General features: G+C 65.6%; 16 protein-coding genes. 8 read left to right on the forward strand and 8 right to left on the reverse strand.

Going from position 1 to position 15,546, the window contains the following annotated elements; all coding sequences use genetic code 11:
• Window positions 1–82: 82 nt before the first annotated feature.
• Window positions 83–292: a hypothetical protein gene (locus tag ASF28_RS04025; RefSeq protein ID WP_056087971.1), complete on the forward strand. Its 210-nt coding sequence runs from the start codon at window positions 83–85 to the stop codon at window positions 290–292.
• A gap of 379 nt (window positions 293–671) precedes the next feature.
• Here ASF28_RS04025 and ASF28_RS04030 read toward each other — a convergent pair whose 3' ends face one another.
• Together ASF28_RS04030 and ASF28_RS04035 are read right to left on the reverse strand one after the other, a co-directional pair.
• Window positions 672–2,300 (reverse strand): inorganic phosphate transporter, encoded by a 1,629-nt coding sequence (locus tag ASF28_RS04030; RefSeq protein ID WP_056087974.1) that lies wholly within the window; start codon window positions 2,298–2,300, stop codon window positions 672–674.
• A gap of 158 nt (window positions 2,301–2,458) precedes the next feature.
• On the reverse strand, window positions 2,459–3,481 hold the full coding sequence (locus ASF28_RS04035; RefSeq protein WP_157085341.1) for a phosphatase PAP2 family protein: 1,023 nt from the start codon (window positions 3,479–3,481) through the stop codon (window positions 2,459–2,461).
• A 214-nt stretch (window positions 3,482–3,695) separates the two neighbouring features.
• Between ASF28_RS04035 and ASF28_RS04040 the strand changes: the two genes are divergently transcribed.
• Together ASF28_RS04040 and ASF28_RS22260 are read left to right on the forward strand one after the other, a co-directional pair.
• Window positions 3,696–4,079 carry a nuclear transport factor 2 family protein gene (locus ASF28_RS04040; RefSeq protein WP_056087980.1) on the forward strand — a complete coding sequence of 128 codons (384 nt, stop codon included), beginning with the start codon at window positions 3,696–3,698 and terminating at the stop codon, window positions 4,077–4,079.
• A 698-nt stretch (window positions 4,080–4,777) separates the two neighbouring features.
• On the forward strand, window positions 4,778–5,308 hold the full coding sequence (locus tag ASF28_RS22260) for a hypothetical protein (RefSeq protein WP_147710626.1): 531 nt from the start codon (window positions 4,778–4,780) through the stop codon (window positions 5,306–5,308).
• 167 nt (window positions 5,309–5,475) lie between these two features.
• Here the strand turns inward: ASF28_RS22260 and ASF28_RS22265 are convergent, their stop codons facing one another.
• Window positions 5,476–5,862, reverse strand: a complete 387-nt coding sequence (locus tag ASF28_RS22265) for a hypothetical protein (RefSeq protein WP_157085343.1) — start codon at window positions 5,860–5,862, stop codon at window positions 5,476–5,478.
• Window positions 5,863–6,994: 1,132 nt separating this feature from the next.
• On the reverse strand, window positions 6,995–8,128 hold the full coding sequence (locus ASF28_RS04045) for a hypothetical protein (protein ID WP_056087981.1): 1,134 nt from the start codon (window positions 8,126–8,128) through the stop codon (window positions 6,995–6,997).
• Window positions 8,129–8,403: 275 nt separating this feature from the next.
• On the opposite strand from ASF28_RS04045, the gene ASF28_RS04050 reads away from it, so the two are divergent.
• From ASF28_RS04050 to ASF28_RS04065, 4 genes are all read left to right on the forward strand, one after another.
• Entirely contained in the window at window positions 8,404–9,225 is an 822-nt protein-coding gene (locus ASF28_RS04050; RefSeq protein WP_056087984.1) for an SDR family oxidoreductase, read from the forward strand.
• Between the two features lie 54 nt (window positions 9,226–9,279).
• A complete protein-coding gene (locus tag ASF28_RS04055; protein WP_244474880.1) occupies window positions 9,280–10,284 on the forward strand; it encodes an AraC family transcriptional regulator in 1,005 nt (334 codons plus the stop codon).
• 461 nt (window positions 10,285–10,745) lie between these two features.
• Entirely contained in the window at window positions 10,746–11,048 is a 303-nt protein-coding gene (locus ASF28_RS04060) for a hypothetical protein (protein WP_056091170.1), read from the forward strand.
• Window positions 11,045–11,476, forward strand: a complete 432-nt coding sequence (locus ASF28_RS04065; RefSeq protein WP_056087992.1) for a PIN domain-containing protein — start codon at window positions 11,045–11,047, stop codon at window positions 11,474–11,476. The genes ASF28_RS04060 and ASF28_RS04065 overlap by 4 nt, the downstream gene beginning before the upstream one ends.
• 67 nt (window positions 11,477–11,543) lie before the next feature.
• Here ASF28_RS04065 and ASF28_RS04070 read toward each other — a convergent pair whose 3' ends face one another.
• The 4 genes from ASF28_RS04070 to ASF28_RS04085 all read right to left on the reverse strand — a co-directional run bounded on the left by ASF28_RS04070 (window position 11,544) and on the right by ASF28_RS04085 (window position 12,795).
• Window positions 11,544–11,729 (reverse strand): hypothetical protein, encoded by a 186-nt coding sequence (locus ASF28_RS04070; protein WP_056087994.1) that lies wholly within the window; start codon window positions 11,727–11,729, stop codon window positions 11,544–11,546.
• A 102-nt stretch (window positions 11,730–11,831) separates the two neighbouring features.
• Window positions 11,832–12,077: a hypothetical protein gene (locus tag ASF28_RS04075; RefSeq protein WP_056087997.1), complete on the reverse strand. Its 246-nt coding sequence runs from the start codon at window positions 12,075–12,077 to the stop codon at window positions 11,832–11,834.
• A 103-nt stretch (window positions 12,078–12,180) separates the two neighbouring features.
• Window positions 12,181–12,489 carry a HigA family addiction module antitoxin gene (locus ASF28_RS04080; RefSeq protein ID WP_056088000.1) on the reverse strand — a complete coding sequence of 103 codons (309 nt, stop codon included), beginning with the start codon at window positions 12,487–12,489 and terminating at the stop codon, window positions 12,181–12,183.
• A gap of 9 nt (window positions 12,490–12,498) precedes the next feature.
• Window positions 12,499–12,795, reverse strand: coding sequence for a type II toxin-antitoxin system RelE/ParE family toxin (locus ASF28_RS04085; RefSeq protein ID WP_056088004.1), 297 nt, complete (start codon window positions 12,793–12,795; stop codon window positions 12,499–12,501).
• A 533-nt stretch (window positions 12,796–13,328) separates the two neighbouring features.
• Between ASF28_RS04085 and ASF28_RS04090 the strand changes: the two genes are divergently transcribed.
• The gene (locus tag ASF28_RS04090; protein ID WP_244474881.1) at window positions 13,329–15,284 is read left to right on the forward strand and encodes a sigma-54-dependent Fis family transcriptional regulator; all 1,956 of its coding nucleotides are present in this window, start codon (window positions 13,329–13,331) and stop codon (window positions 15,282–15,284) included.
• Window positions 15,285–15,546: the final 262 nt, after the last annotated feature.

Genomic DNA, 15,546 nt, shown 5'->3' on the forward strand with positions numbered 1-15,546 from the left:
AACGGCCCCGCGGCCGGAACTCCGGCCGGGATCGGCGCTTGCCTCCGTGACGCCGGCCTTCCGCCCGGCCACGAGGACTGCCATGTCGAGCGATACGGACAAGCACCAGGCGCTGCTCCAGGGCCTCAAGGCGGCCCAGGGCAAACACGACGGCACCTTCGAGCAGGCCGTCACCGCCGCCTTCGAACACGTCTTCGACCACCTCGAACGCCTGAACTCCCACGTCTCCGCGGGCGGGCGCGACGGCGAGGATCGCCCGCTGAAGGCCGGCGAGTCGTCGACGTTGCGGTAGGCCGGCGTCGGCAACGGCGCGCATAACACATCAGCGAACGGCCCGACCTCGCTTGGGAGGCGACCGGATTTAGGCATCGACGTGGTCTAAACGCAGAGCGCGTTCCTCTCCCCCTTGCGGGGAGAGGTTAGGAGTGGGGGTGGTTGGGTGACCCTGGGACGACTGAGGCTGGCGGAGCCACCCCCACCTCCAACTCCTCCCCGCAAGGGGGAGGAGAGCCCCGTCGCGACGAGATGTGGGCATCTGATTGCCTGGAAGGAGATGGGCCCGTCCCACCTCCTGCCCGCTCTTGGCTTTCGAAAACAGCCACCCGGCAGCGGCATGAATCCGGCGGGGCCTCACGACGGTGCGCGCGAAGCCCCCGGATCGGGTGCGGGCCTCAGAAGACGTGGCGCAGGATAAAGAACAAAGTCCCGGCGATGACGATGGCGGCCGGCAGGGTCGTGACCCAGGCGAGCGCCATGTTGCGCACCGTCGACATCTGTAGGCCCGAGCCGTTGGCCGCCATGGTGCCGGCGACGCCCGAGGACAGGATGTGGGTGGTCGAGACCGGCAGGCCGTAGAGCTCGGCGAGCCCGATGGTGCCCGCGGCCACGATCTCGGCCGAGGCGCCCTGGGCGTAGGTCAGGTGGGTCTTGCCGATCTTCTCGCCGACGGTGACGACGATGCGCTTCCAGCCGACCATGGTGCCGAGGCCGAGCGCCAGGGCGACGCAGACCTTGACCCAGCCGGGGATGTAGCGTGTGCCCTCGTTGAGGAGCTCGGTGTAGCCCTTCAGGGTCTTCGTCTCGGACTCGGACAGGGTCGCGCCGGATTTCGGCAGCAGGCGGATCGCGTCGGAGGCGAGGTACATGTCGTTGCGGACGTTCGAGGTCGCCGCCGCCGGGACCTGCTGCAGCGAGCCGTAGCCCTTCACGGACGCCGCGATGTCGCCCGAGAGCGCGGCGAGGGCGCCGAACACCTCCGGCTTGTCGAGGGCCTTCGCCTTCAGGGCGTCGGCGACGATCTTGCGGGCCTCGGCGGCCTCGGGGCGCGCCGCCCCGCCGGCATGGGCCGAAAACACGGTGCCGGCGGCTTCCGAGGTCTGGACGAAGGCCGGGGTCGCGTCGGCGGTCATGGTTCGGTTCAGGGCGTAGGCGGTGGGGGCGGCGCCGATGAGGATGAGCATGATCAGGCCCATGCCCTTCTGCCCGTCGTTGCCGCCGTGGAAGAACGACACCAGGGTGCAGGTCAGGATCAGGACGCCGCGGATCCAGAGCGGGGGCGGCGCGTCGCCCTTGGGCGCTTCGTACAGGTCCTTGCGGCGCACGGCGAACTTGAGGGCGAGGAGCAGCAGGGCCGCCGCCACGAAGCCGCAGATCGGGCTGAAGGCCAGCGCCTTGAACACGCCGAACGCCTGGGTCCAGTCGACGCCGGAGGTGCCGTCCTGGCCGCCCATGAGCTGGTTGGCGACGCCGACGCCGAGCACCGAGCCGATGAGGGCGTGCGAGGACGAGTTCGGCAGGCCGAGGGCCCAGGTGCCGAGGTTCCAGATGATGGCGGCGAGGAGCAGGGAGAAGATCATCGCGTAGCCGGCACCCGAGCCGACCTGCAGGATGAGCTCCACGGGCAGCAGGGTGACGATGGCGTAGGCGACGGCGCCGGACGACAGCAGCACGCCGAGGAAGTTGAAGGTTCCGGACCAGATCACCGCCACGAGGGGCGGCATCGAGTGGGTGTAGATCACGGTCGCCACCGCATTGGCGGTATCGTGAAACCCGTTCACGAACTCGAAGGCCAGGGCGATCAGCAGGGCGAGGCCGAGGAGCGCGAAGGCGCCCATCGCCAGGGGCTCCTGATGCACCGCGTTCAGGTCGGCGATCAGGCTGAAGACGGCGTAGCCGAGGCCGGCCACGAGGACGAGCAGGAACGCGATGACGCCGCCCGGATGGATGGCGTGGTCCAGGGTGGGCTTGCCGGTGGGACTGGGCCCGACCGGTCCGGTCGAGGCCAGGGCAGCGTCGGACATGGCGGCATCCCAAAAATTTCTTCGTCACGACCGGGATTAAACCGGGCCCATGACCGTTGGGTGACGGTCCGGGAGACGGCGGCGCAGGCGCCGACGATGCGGTCGGGCCCGTTGTGGACAGCCATAACCGCTGGAGTCGCGCCGAGCCGGTCGGCGTCTCACGCGGCGGAGGTCATCGCCGGCGCCATCCTCGGGGGACGCGAAGCCGTCCTGTGCGGCCGCGCGACGGAAGCGACCGCCGCGAACAGGGCGAGGCCGGCCAACACATCGACGAAGTAATGGCCGCCGATCACGATGGTGGAGGCCATCACCACGACGGTCCAGACCACGACGGGCAGGCGCAAATGTCGTATCGGCAGGAAGGCATCCGCCGTCGCGCAGGCGAACGCGGCATGGAACGACGGAAACGTGATGACGCCGTTCAACTCGGACAGGCGAATGACCGTCGCGAGTCCGGACCGGAAGGCATCGAAGGTCGGGATGTGACAGAGGCCCGCTCCTTCCGGTAGTCGCGCAACGACGTCGTCGGGGATCTGCAGTCCGGGAAAGGCTCCGATGGCGGGGAACGGAATCGACAGGAGCGCACAGGCGAGTCCCGAGAGACCGATCATGGCGCAGAACCGCCAGGCCGCTTCGGCTCGACGCAGGACGACGAGGATCGATGGCGCAAACACCAGCGGGACCACCGAAAACTGGTAGGCGAACGCGAGGGGGCCGTGCAGGACGGTCCAGTGCGAGACGGTTTCGACCATCGCTCGCGCATCGAGGCCGAGCATCGCATCGGCTCGGATCAGCGCCCCATCGACCAGGGGCGCGTTCACGGCCAGACCGGCGAGCGCGACAACGCCGATCATGCAGGACGCGCACAGGTTCACCGCGAGGGTCCCGATCAGATCGGCGATGAACGGTTCCGGCCGGTAGCGCGTATAGAACGCCTGGATGGCAACGAGGAGGCCGATGCCTGCCGTCCACATCAGCCCGTGCGACGGCTCGATCCGAAGTCCCGTCGCCGCCGTCATGCCAAGGGCGCACGCCGTTGCCGTCACGGCGGTCGCCCAGGCCAGGGTTTTCGGGTGCATGCTTGGTATCCTACGTCCCATCGAGCATGTACGCTGTGCCTGAAAGAACTCTTGATGAAGACCGATCTTCGAACAATCAGGGTTTGTCCGACGGCCGTTCAATGACCGCCCGATCGGACGAGGCTAAAACGGCTTGCGAACGGGCGAGGCGCATGATCGCGACGGGGGGTCCGGCCCGTTGGAGCCGTGACCGATCCCGCCGGATCGAATCACCTCTCCCGCGCCTTGTGTCGTCGTGCCCTCGCGCGACGAACCGGTCGCCACGCCGCCGCGGGAGCAGGCCAGGAGCAGGGCAGGAGCACCCCGGGGAGGCAGCATGACCGATCTCGCGCGGAACAAGGCGACCGTGATCGCCTTCTACGACCTGATGTTCAACGAAGGCCGGCCGCGCGAGGCGATCGCGCGCCATGTCGGCGGCGCGTACATCCAGCACAATCCGCACGTGGCCACCGGCAAGGACGGCTTCATCGCGTATTTCGAGCGCATGGCGCGGGAGTGGCCGGGCAAGCGCGTCGAGATCAAGCGGGCCATCGCCGAGGGCGAATTCGTCGTGCTGCACTGCCTCCAGCACTGGCCGGGCGGCGACGACTACGCGGCCATGGACATCTTCCGCCTCGATGCCGACGGCAAGATCGTCGAGCATTGGGACGTGATGCAGACCCTGCCCGAGCATTCCGCCAACCCGAACGGCATGTTCTAGTGGATCAAATCCGACGCCTGGTACCCGTCCTGAACGACCGTACTGGGTGGTAACCGGACCCTAGCTTTTTGCCTTAAAGCAGACGTTTCGCCTCCAGCCTCCTTCGGACTTCAAAACGGTCATGGCGGCGGCCAAGGTGTTAATTGGATAAATGTTATGAAAATGCATATTGGTGCCATATTACTAATGGCGTGCTGTTTTTATGCTTTGTATTCATACAAAAACCAACTCTATTTCGCATATAGATATAAAGTATTTAAATCTATGAGCGTCAACTGGCCGTTGTCTACGAACCCTATAGGTTTTTGGTTTGGTGTAATATTAGTCACGGCTTTGAGTATTTTCTTTTTGGTTGGGGCTATAATGGCAATTTACGTATTGTTTTTAGGTAATTTACAGCAGCCATAACACTTAAGCTTATTGACAGTATTTTTAACGTTCTATCTTCGACCTGATTTAAACATTTCCGGGGCCCGCTCTTGGTGGCAAGCGGACCCCGGCCATGCGTCCGTAAGCGGACGTTCCGCATTCGACCCTTCTCGGCCACTGGGAAGGTCCGCTTCCAGGCTGTTTAAACAGCCACCAATGACCGGGTTGGGTGGATTTGCGACCGTCTGCTTTAAGATCAGGCGCGCAGGAAGCGGACGTAGTGCTCAAAGGGTGCAAGGCTGCAAGCTATGGTGTCTTGGTGGCGATCAGTGATTCTCGCGACGGCGTTGAGCTTGACCATGATTGGCGTGGCTTCCGCGCAGGGGGCACGTTTTCGTATCGAGGACCCACTGCCGGACGAACTCAAGGGCCGTGTTGCGGCGCTTATGCGCTCCGAGAGGCCAAAGGACGCGGAAGCGGCACTCGCCGCCGCTAGGATCAAGGATAATCGGTTCTGGCGCGAGGGCGGCCCCCTGCTGCTGCGCATCGAGAGCGGGTGTCACGGAGACCTCTGCATGGTGATGATCGGCAAAGTGACGGATCAAGCCATCATCCCTCAACTGACGCTCAGAGCCGGACCTACGGTCACCGTCAGCGATGAGCTAGTTGAACTATGGGGTATCTGGTCCACGAGCTTCATTTTCGAGGGCCGTGGGGGCACGAGGATCGATGTCTGGGGTCGCCGGGGAGACCACGGAGACAGTTGGATCGCTGATGCGTGCGGCGGCTGTTTCTCAGCATCTGGAGCGAGATCGAAGTCAGACCTATTGCCGCCGCCTTCGGACAAATCGCCGAATTGAGCCTGAAGACCTCCGCTTCCGAGAGCAGGGTTGATCGAGCAATACGGCGAGGTCGGGTCGATAACCGGACCCTGACCTGTCGTCCCGAAGCGGACGTTCTGCATTCGACCTAAATAGATCATTTATCGCCGGTTGCGACTTCCACTCACGCAGACATTCATGAGCTGTCAAGGGGCTGTGCAGTCGAGAAGATTTTCTATACGTTGGTCCTGCACGAAGAGCGACCGGTTCAAGCTCAAGCTTTCTTCTTTGAGGAGAGCGGCGTTTGGATACTTGACGTATCCATGCATCATTAGCGCTTCAGAACGGCATTGAGCCGTCTGACATGCCGGCGAGCGGTCGGGGTGGATCAAGCCTAGAGTGTGCAGCATCTCGTGGCCCATCCCGCCGATCCATCGACACCGTCCGGCGATCTCGGCTCCGTTTGCCTTCTCGCAAGCGGGCACAATCGTTTCTCCGCTAAGGCCACGTAGATCGTTCGCCGAAACCACTGCAAGTCCGCTGCCGCCTGCACCGGATTGTCCGCAGGCGTGATCGGCATCAACGTAGGCCATGTAGCGGGCCTTCGGGTCGTTCAGTTTGGCAACGCCCAGGCGCGTGAGTTCTTCGAGCGTGTTTCGGTAGAATGCACTGTAACCGGTGTGACGTTCGACTAAGCTGAACCATTTCGCAGGCTGTCAGACCGCACAATCCGAACGGTTGGGTTTGCCAAACGGAACGTCCTGCCGTTCAGCTTTTGTCCAAGCCACGATTGAAAGTGTCGGGCTGCGAACGAAATTCGCTCGGGATATGCCTTCGAGACTGATCGATCACTCGGCACCAGATAGATGAAACTCACTTCACCCGGTGGACCGGCATTCATTTGTTCGACTTCCGCACTTGATGCGGAGTGAACCATGAGGAACGCCAATGCGATAAGAAAGGTGGTGCGTATCGATGACATGCCAAGAGCGATAGCGCGTCGTTATTGACAAGTGGTATCCAGCGATATGAATGACCCTCGGTTTCACCAAGCAGCCTCAAAGCGGACCTTCCCAGCGCCCGCTACGGGTCGTAAGCAGCCTCTCCCCGCCGGGACCAAGCGTCGGATTTCGTCCAATGGATGTTCGATCCCGGCATTGGGTCCATCGCGCGGCGGCTTCTCGACGAAAAGCCACGACGCCCGCGCGGACGGTCGAGGACGCCGTCTCGACTTCGTCCCCCCTGGCGGCGAGGCTTGCGATTCCGGCGCTGTTCCCGATCTGCTTGCGGTACCGCTCGGCAACCGAGGCTGTTGCCTGCCGACGAAGGATAGGACGGCAGCTTCCTGCGCACGGAACTACCGATCCATGGGATCACGCCGGTCATTCCACCGAACGCCAACCGGAAGACCCCGCCGGCCTGCGGCGACCGAGCCCAGGGATCACGCTCGCTCGGGAAGCCCTGGAAAGCGCACTCCGTTTCATCGTCTGTTCCAGGGCTTCACGCCTGCAACCGGTTGCCGTCTCATGACTGATACCAACTCCGGTTGATCGATTYGGATTGAGCAGCCGCGACGGGCCCCCTCTCCTGTTTGGGAGAGGGTTGGGGTGAGGGTCGTGGACTGTCCGGAGAACACACACACCTCACCCTGTCCCTCTCCTTCCAGGAGAGGGGACCCGCGCCAGGGGAGGAGGGGACCCGCATGGCACCGCGTCACCGAACGGATCAGGCGGAAACCGTATGAGGCCCGACGAAGTCGCGCTGAAGTAGCGCAACCGGGATTTCGATCTCCTGCCACGAGTTGCCGTCGAAGCGATGCACCCCGTGCGCGCGATCGAAATACACGAGACCATGGCCGACGGCGCGCATGGTGAGCGGTGCGGGCGTCCCCCAGTCGATGCCGAGCCCAGGCATCGGACGCATCGGCGTCAGGATCTGCCCGTCGAACCAGTGCAGTGCGGAGTCCGAGCAGAGAACCATCCGGCCCTCGAAGCGTGTGATGCCGACGAAGTCGCGATCACGGTCACCGGGACGGGAGCGGTCGGTGAGGGTGCCGGTCACGGGATCGCCGTTGAGGATGACGCCGTTGGTGCCCACCGCCCAGACCTCGCCCGAAGGCTCGACGAGGATGTCGCGCAGTTCCTCTTCCGATCCGGTCTCGACACGGCGCCAGGCGCCGTCCGATCCCGTGAGGAGGAAGCCGGAGGCGACGCCGCCGAGCCCCTGCTCCCTGGCCCAGTTTTCCGCCTCGATGCTGAGCGCTTCGAAGCGCGCAAGGTCGCCGGCCCGTGCCGCTTGCAGCTGCGCCGCTTCCAGCTCGGCGGGAGGCTCCCAGAACTCGGGTATCAGCGTGCCGATCGCATAGGCCGCTCCGGTCGCGCCCTCCGCCAGCCGGTCGAGCCGCCCCTGTCGCGCGATCGCGGCGTCGTCGATCGAGACGCGCGTCCAGGCATCCGCGCCGGTGCGCCGGTAGAGCTGTCCCCTGGCGCCGCAGGCGTGAAGCGAACCGTCCAACACCGCGAGGCCGCCGAGCGCGGCCGAGCCGTCGGCATCGGCGCTGTAGATGCCGGCGCCGGGAATCTTTTCAACGACGACGGGGTCGGTGAGGAGGTAGACGTCGCCCTCGTCGCTGAGGGCGACGAAGGGCTGATCCGACCCGTCGCGCGCCCACGCCGCGATCGCGGCGATATTGCGTTTCACGTCGATGCGGGTCCAGGGTTGGGAAAAGGCGCCGTTGTACTGCAGAAGGATCGTGAACGGGTCGTCCGCCTGCATCGCGTGCACCGCGATGCAGAAGCGGTCCGGGCCGATGACGCAGGCGGCACGCAGATTCTGCTGCCCGAAGAGGCGCTGCGGCATCGATCCTGGCCTCGCTAACCGATCATGACGGCGTTGTCGGACACGGGTGACCGTATGGTGCAGCCGGATTGTGCAACATTCGGCGACGATGGTGCAACCGTGCGCGCGATGAGCCTTACGTCTACCCTATACTTGGGAATGTCCGGCCGATGGATCCCCGACCTTCGGGGAGCAGGAGCCCGATCGAGTGTCGTGATCGGATAGTGTTATGGCGCCCTCGGCCACTGACGATCGGACCGGTGAAAGGTACGCAGGGGCATCCTGAAGGAGGCACCATGACCCCCACCGTTCTCATCACCGGCACGTCCAGCGGACTCGGCCGGGCGACCGCGACGCTGTTTCAGGCGAAGGGCTGGAACGTCATAGCCACCATGCGCTCGCCCGACGCGGACACCGCGCTGACGCGGCTCGACAACACACTCGTCACGCGCCTCGACGTCCAGGACGAGGCATCGATCGGATCGGCGATCACGGCCGGGCTCGCGGCGTTCGGGCGCATCGACGTCCTCGTCAACAACGCCGGCTATGGCGCCTACGGCCCGCTGGAGACGTTCTCCACCGCGAGGGTCCGTCGGCAGTTCGACACCAACGTCCTCGGCCTGATCGCGACGACGCAGGCGCTGCTGCCGCATTTCCGTGCCAACCGCGCCGGCACGATCGTGAACGTCTCGTCGACCGGCGGCCGGATCGCCTTCCCGCTCGGCACCCTCTACCATGCCACCAAGTTCGCGGTGGAGGGGCTGTCGGAGTCGCTCCAGTACGAGCTCGCCGGGTTCGGCGTTCGCGTGAAGCTGGTCGAGCCGGGCGGCATCAGGACCGATCCCGGCGGCCGCTCCCTCGACTTCGGCAACGACCCGTCGCTGACCGAGTATCAGCCGCTGGTGCAGTCGGTGCTGGACGTGCTCGGGCCGATGCTGGCGCAAGGGTCGTCGCCCGAGGCCATCGCCGACATCGTGTTCGCGGCGGCCACGGACACGAGCAGCCGGCTCCGGTTCGAGGCGGGGGCGGATGCGCAGCGGATGCTGGACCTGCGGCGGGCCAACGACGACGACAGCTTCTTCGCCGGGCTGAAGGCGCAATTCGGCGTCGCCGGCTGACCCGGCAAAGGACGACACTGGACGGGCACGGCACCCGCGTGTTCGATGGGAGCCGTGACCTTGCCCGCCCATAGCTATGCACTGGACGCGACCTGGCGCACGCTTCTTCACGATCTGGGACTCGGGCCGGGCGACGTGCTGCGCCGCGCCGGCCTGCCGGACGACCTTCTGGCGCGGCCGAACGCATCGCTGCCATCGCAGGACTATTACCGGCTCTGGCAGGCGATCGAGGACATGACCGATGGCCCGCTCGCACTCCGGCTCTGCGAGGTGGTCCGGGCCGAAGCCTTTTCACCGCCGCTGTTCGCGGCTTTGTGCAGCCCCGATCTCGTCACGGCGGCCCGGCGCATCGGCAAGTACAAGCGGCTCATCGCGCCGATCCGGCTCGATGCCGCCATGGCGGACGGGCGGCTGACGGTGGAATTCACCTGGCTCGATGCCCCGTTCGTTCCACCGGACTCCCTCGTCCTCATGGATCTGCTGTTCACGGTGGCCCTGGTCCGTATGGGAACGCGCGAGCCGGTTCGCCCGATCGAGGTCGTGACGGCCGTGCCGCCCGCCCGGGTCGATGCCTATGAGGCGTTCCTCGGCGCGCACATCCGCAAGGGGGGCGGGCACCGGGTCGTCTTCGCGGCCGCCGATGCCACGCGCCCGTTCCTGACCTCCAACGATGCCCTGTGGACCGCGTTCGAGCCCGACCTGCGCCGGCGCCTCGCCGACCTCGATGGGGCCGCCAGCACCGTCGAGCGGGTTCGCGCCGCGTTGCTGGAGGCCTTGCCCAGCGGCCTCGTCGGCATGGATGCGATCGCCCGGCGATTGGGCGCCGGCAAGCGCACGCTCCAGCGCCGTATCGAAGCCGAGGGCACGAGCTACCAGGCGCTGTTGAACGCAACGCGCGAGGCGCTGGCCCGGCACTACCTCGAACGGACGACGCTGCCCCCCACCGAAATCGCCTTTCTCCTGGGCTTCGACGAGCCCAATTCCTTCTTCCGCGCCTTCCGCACCTGGACGGGAACGACACCGGAGGTTGTTCGGCGCGGCGGGTCGCCGGCCACCTGACCGACGCGGCACGATCGCCGACGCACGGGAATACTTAAGCGGATGCCCCTGGAGGGATGGGACATGCGTATGGCGTCCGAATGGGATCTCGGGAAACCCGACGACGCGGCGGAACGACGGGGCGTGGGCGATACCCGCCCCTGGGCAGCCATGTCTGTTGCTTGAAATGCGGTCAGCCACTTATGCGGTAATTGCCGGTGCATGAGTAGCTATCGCGTAGAGTATCACGCCACGGCGTGGGATCGGCGGACGTGGCGGACCGCGCCCGACGATGATGAGCATGACGTCGACAATATAGCCCTCCGATACCGCAACCGTGGCGCCGGCATGTCGGCTTGCTCGATCAATCCGGCAAGTGGAAACCTCATGCCGTGATTGTGGCCTGCGCAATCATAGGAATGGACGTTGCTCAGACCGACGCGACGGGATATATATCCAGCTATATCCAAGGAGGCTTCGCGATGAGCAATGCCGCACAGAAGCGGGCAATCCGCAATTATCGGTCGCGTCAGGCCGAGCGCGGATTCGCGCGCTTCGAGGTTCAGGCGCTTGATGCCGATCGAGAGCTGATCCGCGCACTTGCGCGCCGCCTTGCCGAGGACAGCCTCGAAGCCACGCAGGCCCGCACGTTGGTCCAGCAAATCGTGTCCGGCGAGCCGCCCCATCAGGGCGGTATCCTTCAAGCCTTGCGGCGATCGCCGCTGGTCGGAGCAGATCTCGACCTCGACCGCGCCCGCGAGGAAGGTCGCAGGGTCGATTTGTGACACGATACCTGCTCGACACCAACATCATCAGCAATGTCGTCAAGCCGGAGCCTTCCGCTCCCTTGCTGGACTGGATGGCGGAGCAGCGCGATGACGCGCTGTTCATCGCGTCACTGACCGTCGCTGAAATTCGGCGCGGCGTACTGGAAAAGCCGGCAGGCAGAAAGCGAGAGGCGCTTGAAGCCTGGTTTTCCGGTCCCGAAGGACCGCAAGCGTTGTTCGCCGGGCGCATCCTGCCGTTCGACGACCGGGCCGGACTGATCTGGGCGCGGCTGATGGCCGACGGGAAAATCTCCGGCCGCCCGCGCAGCGGCCTCGACATGATCGTTGCGTCGGTCGCCGATGCCAATGGTTGTGTCGTCGTCACCGACAACGAGAAGGATTTCGCCGGGCTTCAATTCATCAACCCGTTGCGGGGAGCGGCCTGATGTCAAAAGCCACTCGGCATCGCTCGGGAGGGCGGCATGTCTGAAACCCCAATCGAATGGACCGACTCTACTTGGAACCCCGTCGCGGGAAGTTCGATCGTTGGGCGCGCATCGCCTCCGCCGCCATGTTCGGCGTCATCATGCGGTCGCGCAGGCCGGTGAGGACGCGGGTTTCCAGCGCCTCGCGGGTCAGGGTGCGGCTGTTGTCGCAGCCATTGCCGAGGGCATGATAGGTGCAGACATATAGCGGCATGGCCGCGCCGCCGGTAGGTCCCGCCACAGCAGCCGCAGAACAGCAGGCCGGACAGGAGGGTGCGCGGGCGATGGGTGGCGTTCAACCCGCCGTTCTTCGCCATCAGGGACCGCATGGCCGTGCGCGTGCCCTCGATCCGGTGAGATCGGCGGCGATGCGCTGCGGCCCCTTGCCCGCGACCTGATCGCGGAAGATGCGGCGGACGATCTCGGCCTGTTCCTCGATGATCCCGCGTTTGCCCCGGATCGGCTCGCCGTTCGCGCCGTCATTGTCGTTGGCCGGGACGATCCCGCCCGGCTTCCTATCCTTGTCGCCGCCTTCCCTGTCGCCGCCTGTTCCCCGGTTCAAGTCAAACGGACATCAAGCGGCGGCGGGATCGGAACCGGAAGCCAAATCGAAGACCGTGCGGTCATGGCGTAGGATTGCTGGCAATCGGCGGGATTGCTCCTTGCTATGCCGCCTTCGCCAACGGCTTGGCACGATCGACCCGCGCCCGCTCGTCGGGCGAATTCATGACACCCCACAGATCGCTGCGCCGCTGCGTGTTCAGCCAGAAGTCCGGGCTGTTGCCGAACACGCGGGCCAGAATGAGCGCGGTCGCCGCCGTCACGTTGCGCCGGTCGTTGCAGAGTTCGTTCACATGCTTGCGCTGAACGCCCATCGCCTCGGCCAGCACCGCCTGCGTCAGGCCGAGCGGCTGCATGAACTCTTCCGTCAGGATTTCGCCGACCGTGGCCGGTTTGCGCGTGGTCATCAACATGGCGTCACCTCACCGATAGCTGTAGTCGTCGAGATACATATCCGACGCTTCGCCGCGACTGCCGTCCCACCGGAAGATCAGCCGCCATTGCTTGTTGATGCGGATCGAATGCAGGCCGTCGAGCGTACCGCGCAGCTTCTCGAAATGGTTGCTCGGCGGCACACGCAAATCCTGATCGGTCATCGCGTCGTCGATCATCTGGAGCTTGCGGAACAACCGGCTTTCGAGATCGGACGGAATGGTGCGGGAGTGGATATCCTCCACGAAGAAGGCCCGCAGCCATTCGTCCCGAAACCCGGCGATCATTCTAAGCATCCAATGCTTGGTTTATGTACCACTCCATGGGACATTCTGCAACGGCTTTCCGCCGCCGCCTTGTCGTCGGAATTGGAGCGCCCTCGCTCCCAATCCCGGCTTGTCTGCCTGGAAAGCTCCCGCCGGGGCGGCGACAGGCGGTCAAGGCTGGCGCGTAGCGCCACCGCGCAGCGGCTCGGCCTTGAGGGGCCGGCGGCGCTCCGGCCCACTTGCCCAAAGCAGAAAGGCCCTTGCACCGTTCAACGGTGGCGGCTCATCTCGATCGCGAGATCGAGCAGGTTACGGGGCAGCCGCGGTGAGGAACAACGCGATACCAGCAGGGGCGCGTCTTTCATTCGTTTTCGAGCAGGTCGGTGGGTCACCACAGGCGGCCAATGCAGAGATCGGCCGGCCCTGTCCAAATCGTTCTGTGAGTTGATCACTGACCAAGAGCCTGGACGTAGCCTGCTCTGCGTGTTTGAGTTCGGCACGATTCGCCTGATCGGGCGATGGATAAGCATCGGGAACGTACGCGAGGGAGGTCCGTGGCAAACCAGCGTGCGATCCGCCTGGCATGGGAGGCGTTCCTCGTGGACGGCCGTCTTCCCACGGGCGTGGCAACGCATCTGGCGGCCTCCTGGCAGCGGTCCAAGATACTCGGTGTCGGGGCCGAGCGGACGGTGGCGCCTTTGGCCACCGAGCCGGAGATCTTCCGGCGCCGTGCCGCGAGCGCCGAATTCCTGGCGGTCGCTCGGCCGGCGATCGCGCGATCCGGTGTCCTGCTCTCGGATGCGGAATCGATGGTGGTCCTCACCGATGCCGGGGGCTTCATCCTCGAAACGGCCGGCGACCGGCATGTGATCGAAGACGGGCGGCGCAACCACCTGGAGACCGGAGGGCGCTGGGACGAGACCGCGATCGGCACCAATGCGATCGGAACCGCCCTGGCGGCGTCGGTGCCCACCGTCATCCACGCCGCCGAACACTTCTGCCAGGATGTTCAGCGATGGAGTTGCGCTGCGACGCCGCTGCATCATCCCGTCGATGGCACCCTTCTCGGCGTCGTCGACATCTCGGGACCGGCCGCGTCCTTCAACCCTCAGAGCCTCGCCCTCGCCACGGCGGTCGGTCGCGAGATCGAGGAATCCCTCGGCCATCGGGCGAAGATCGAGCAGGTGATCCTGCTGCGCCGTTACGTGTCGAAGCGATCGATTTGGCTCAGCAACGACATCGTCGTCCTCGATCGGCGCGGTGCCCTCGTGCATGCGACGGACGCGGCACAACGTGGCTTCGAAGCCAGCCCTGCCGTCTTCGCCGAGACCGCGCGCCGGCTCGTCGGCCGCGCCGATCCGAGCGAATGGGAGGAGAACTGGCGCCGGCGCTTCCCGCAGGCGAGCGTCGAGATCGTCCGTCAGGACGACGTTGCCGTGGGATGCCTCGTCGTCCTCCATCCCAAGCGCGACCCCGTGCCCAAAGTCGCTACGTTGCGCATGGGGGCCACCGTGATCGACCCCGAGATCCGGTTCGAACAGATCGTCGGCGACAGCACGGCCATCCACGTTGCCCGCCAACGGGCCCGGAAACTCGCCGCGAGCGGTCTGCCGGTCCTGATCGAGGGCGAGACGGGCGTCGGCAAGGAGCTGTTCGCCCGCGCGATCAAGGAGGCGAGCCCGATGGCGGGCGGTCCGTTCGTGCCCATGAATTGCGGGGGCATGGCGCGCGAACTCATCGCGAGCGAACTGTTCGGTTACGTCAAGGGCGCGTTCACCGGCGCCGACGAGAAAGGACGCATCGGCAAGATCGAACAGGCGGATGGCGGGGTGCTTTGCCTGGACGAGATCGGCGAGATGGCGCCCGACCTGCAATCCTATCTCCTGCGCGTCCTCGAGGATCACGTGGTCTACCGGATCGGGAGCCATGAGGCGCGACCCGTCAGGATCCGGCTGGTGTCGATGACGAACCGCGATCTCTCGGCCGAGGTGGAGGCTGGACGGTTCCGTCGGGACCTCTTCCACAGGGTCGCCGCGGCTCGGCTTCGGATCCCGCCGCTGCGCGAGCGCGGCGACGACCTCCTTCTCCTGGCGGACCGCTTCCTGGCGGCGGCGGCCAAGCGCCTCGACCGGGCGACGCCCTGCGTCGACGCCGCGGTTCTGGCGGCCTTCACGGCCTACCGATGGCCCGGCAACGTCCGCGAACTGCGCAACGTCGTCGACGCCATGGTCGCACTCTCGCTATCGGACGACCGCTTGACGGCGGCGGACCTGCCGCCCGAACTCCTGACGGCACGGGATTCGGCGGGACCCGTCGTGTCCCTGCCGGGGACGGCCAGTTCCGCGCAGGGGGCCGACCTCAAGGCGGCGGAGCGGTCGGCGATCCTGGCGCAGGTCGACGCGTGTGGCGGCAACCTCACTCTGGCCGCGCGGCGCCTCGGTATCGCCCGGTCCACCCTCTATGTGCGCCTGGCGGAATACGGTGGCCTTCGAACCACGGGCGACACATGAGGCCGAGCCCGCGTCCGTGACCGGGCGAGGTCGGGGTCGTTTCGGCCCTCGGGCGGACGGACCTCGGCCGCCGGCGGTTCCCCGTTCGAACCGAGAAGGCGCAAGGCCGTCTGGCGAGGGGCGCGGCCGCGACGGAGGGGGCGGGGTCACCGATGTTCAGCGGGGCTACGATGCGGAACCAGCCACGCGTATCCCGGCCGCCATAGTTCCGCGCGACCCCATCGTGCGTCAGATAGGCTTGCACGGTAAGATAGGCTTGCAC

It is taken from the genome of Methylobacterium sp. Leaf99, from assembly GCF_001422375.1.
In the GTDB taxonomy this organism is placed as follows: Bacteria; Pseudomonadota; Alphaproteobacteria; order Rhizobiales; family Beijerinckiaceae; genus Methylobacterium.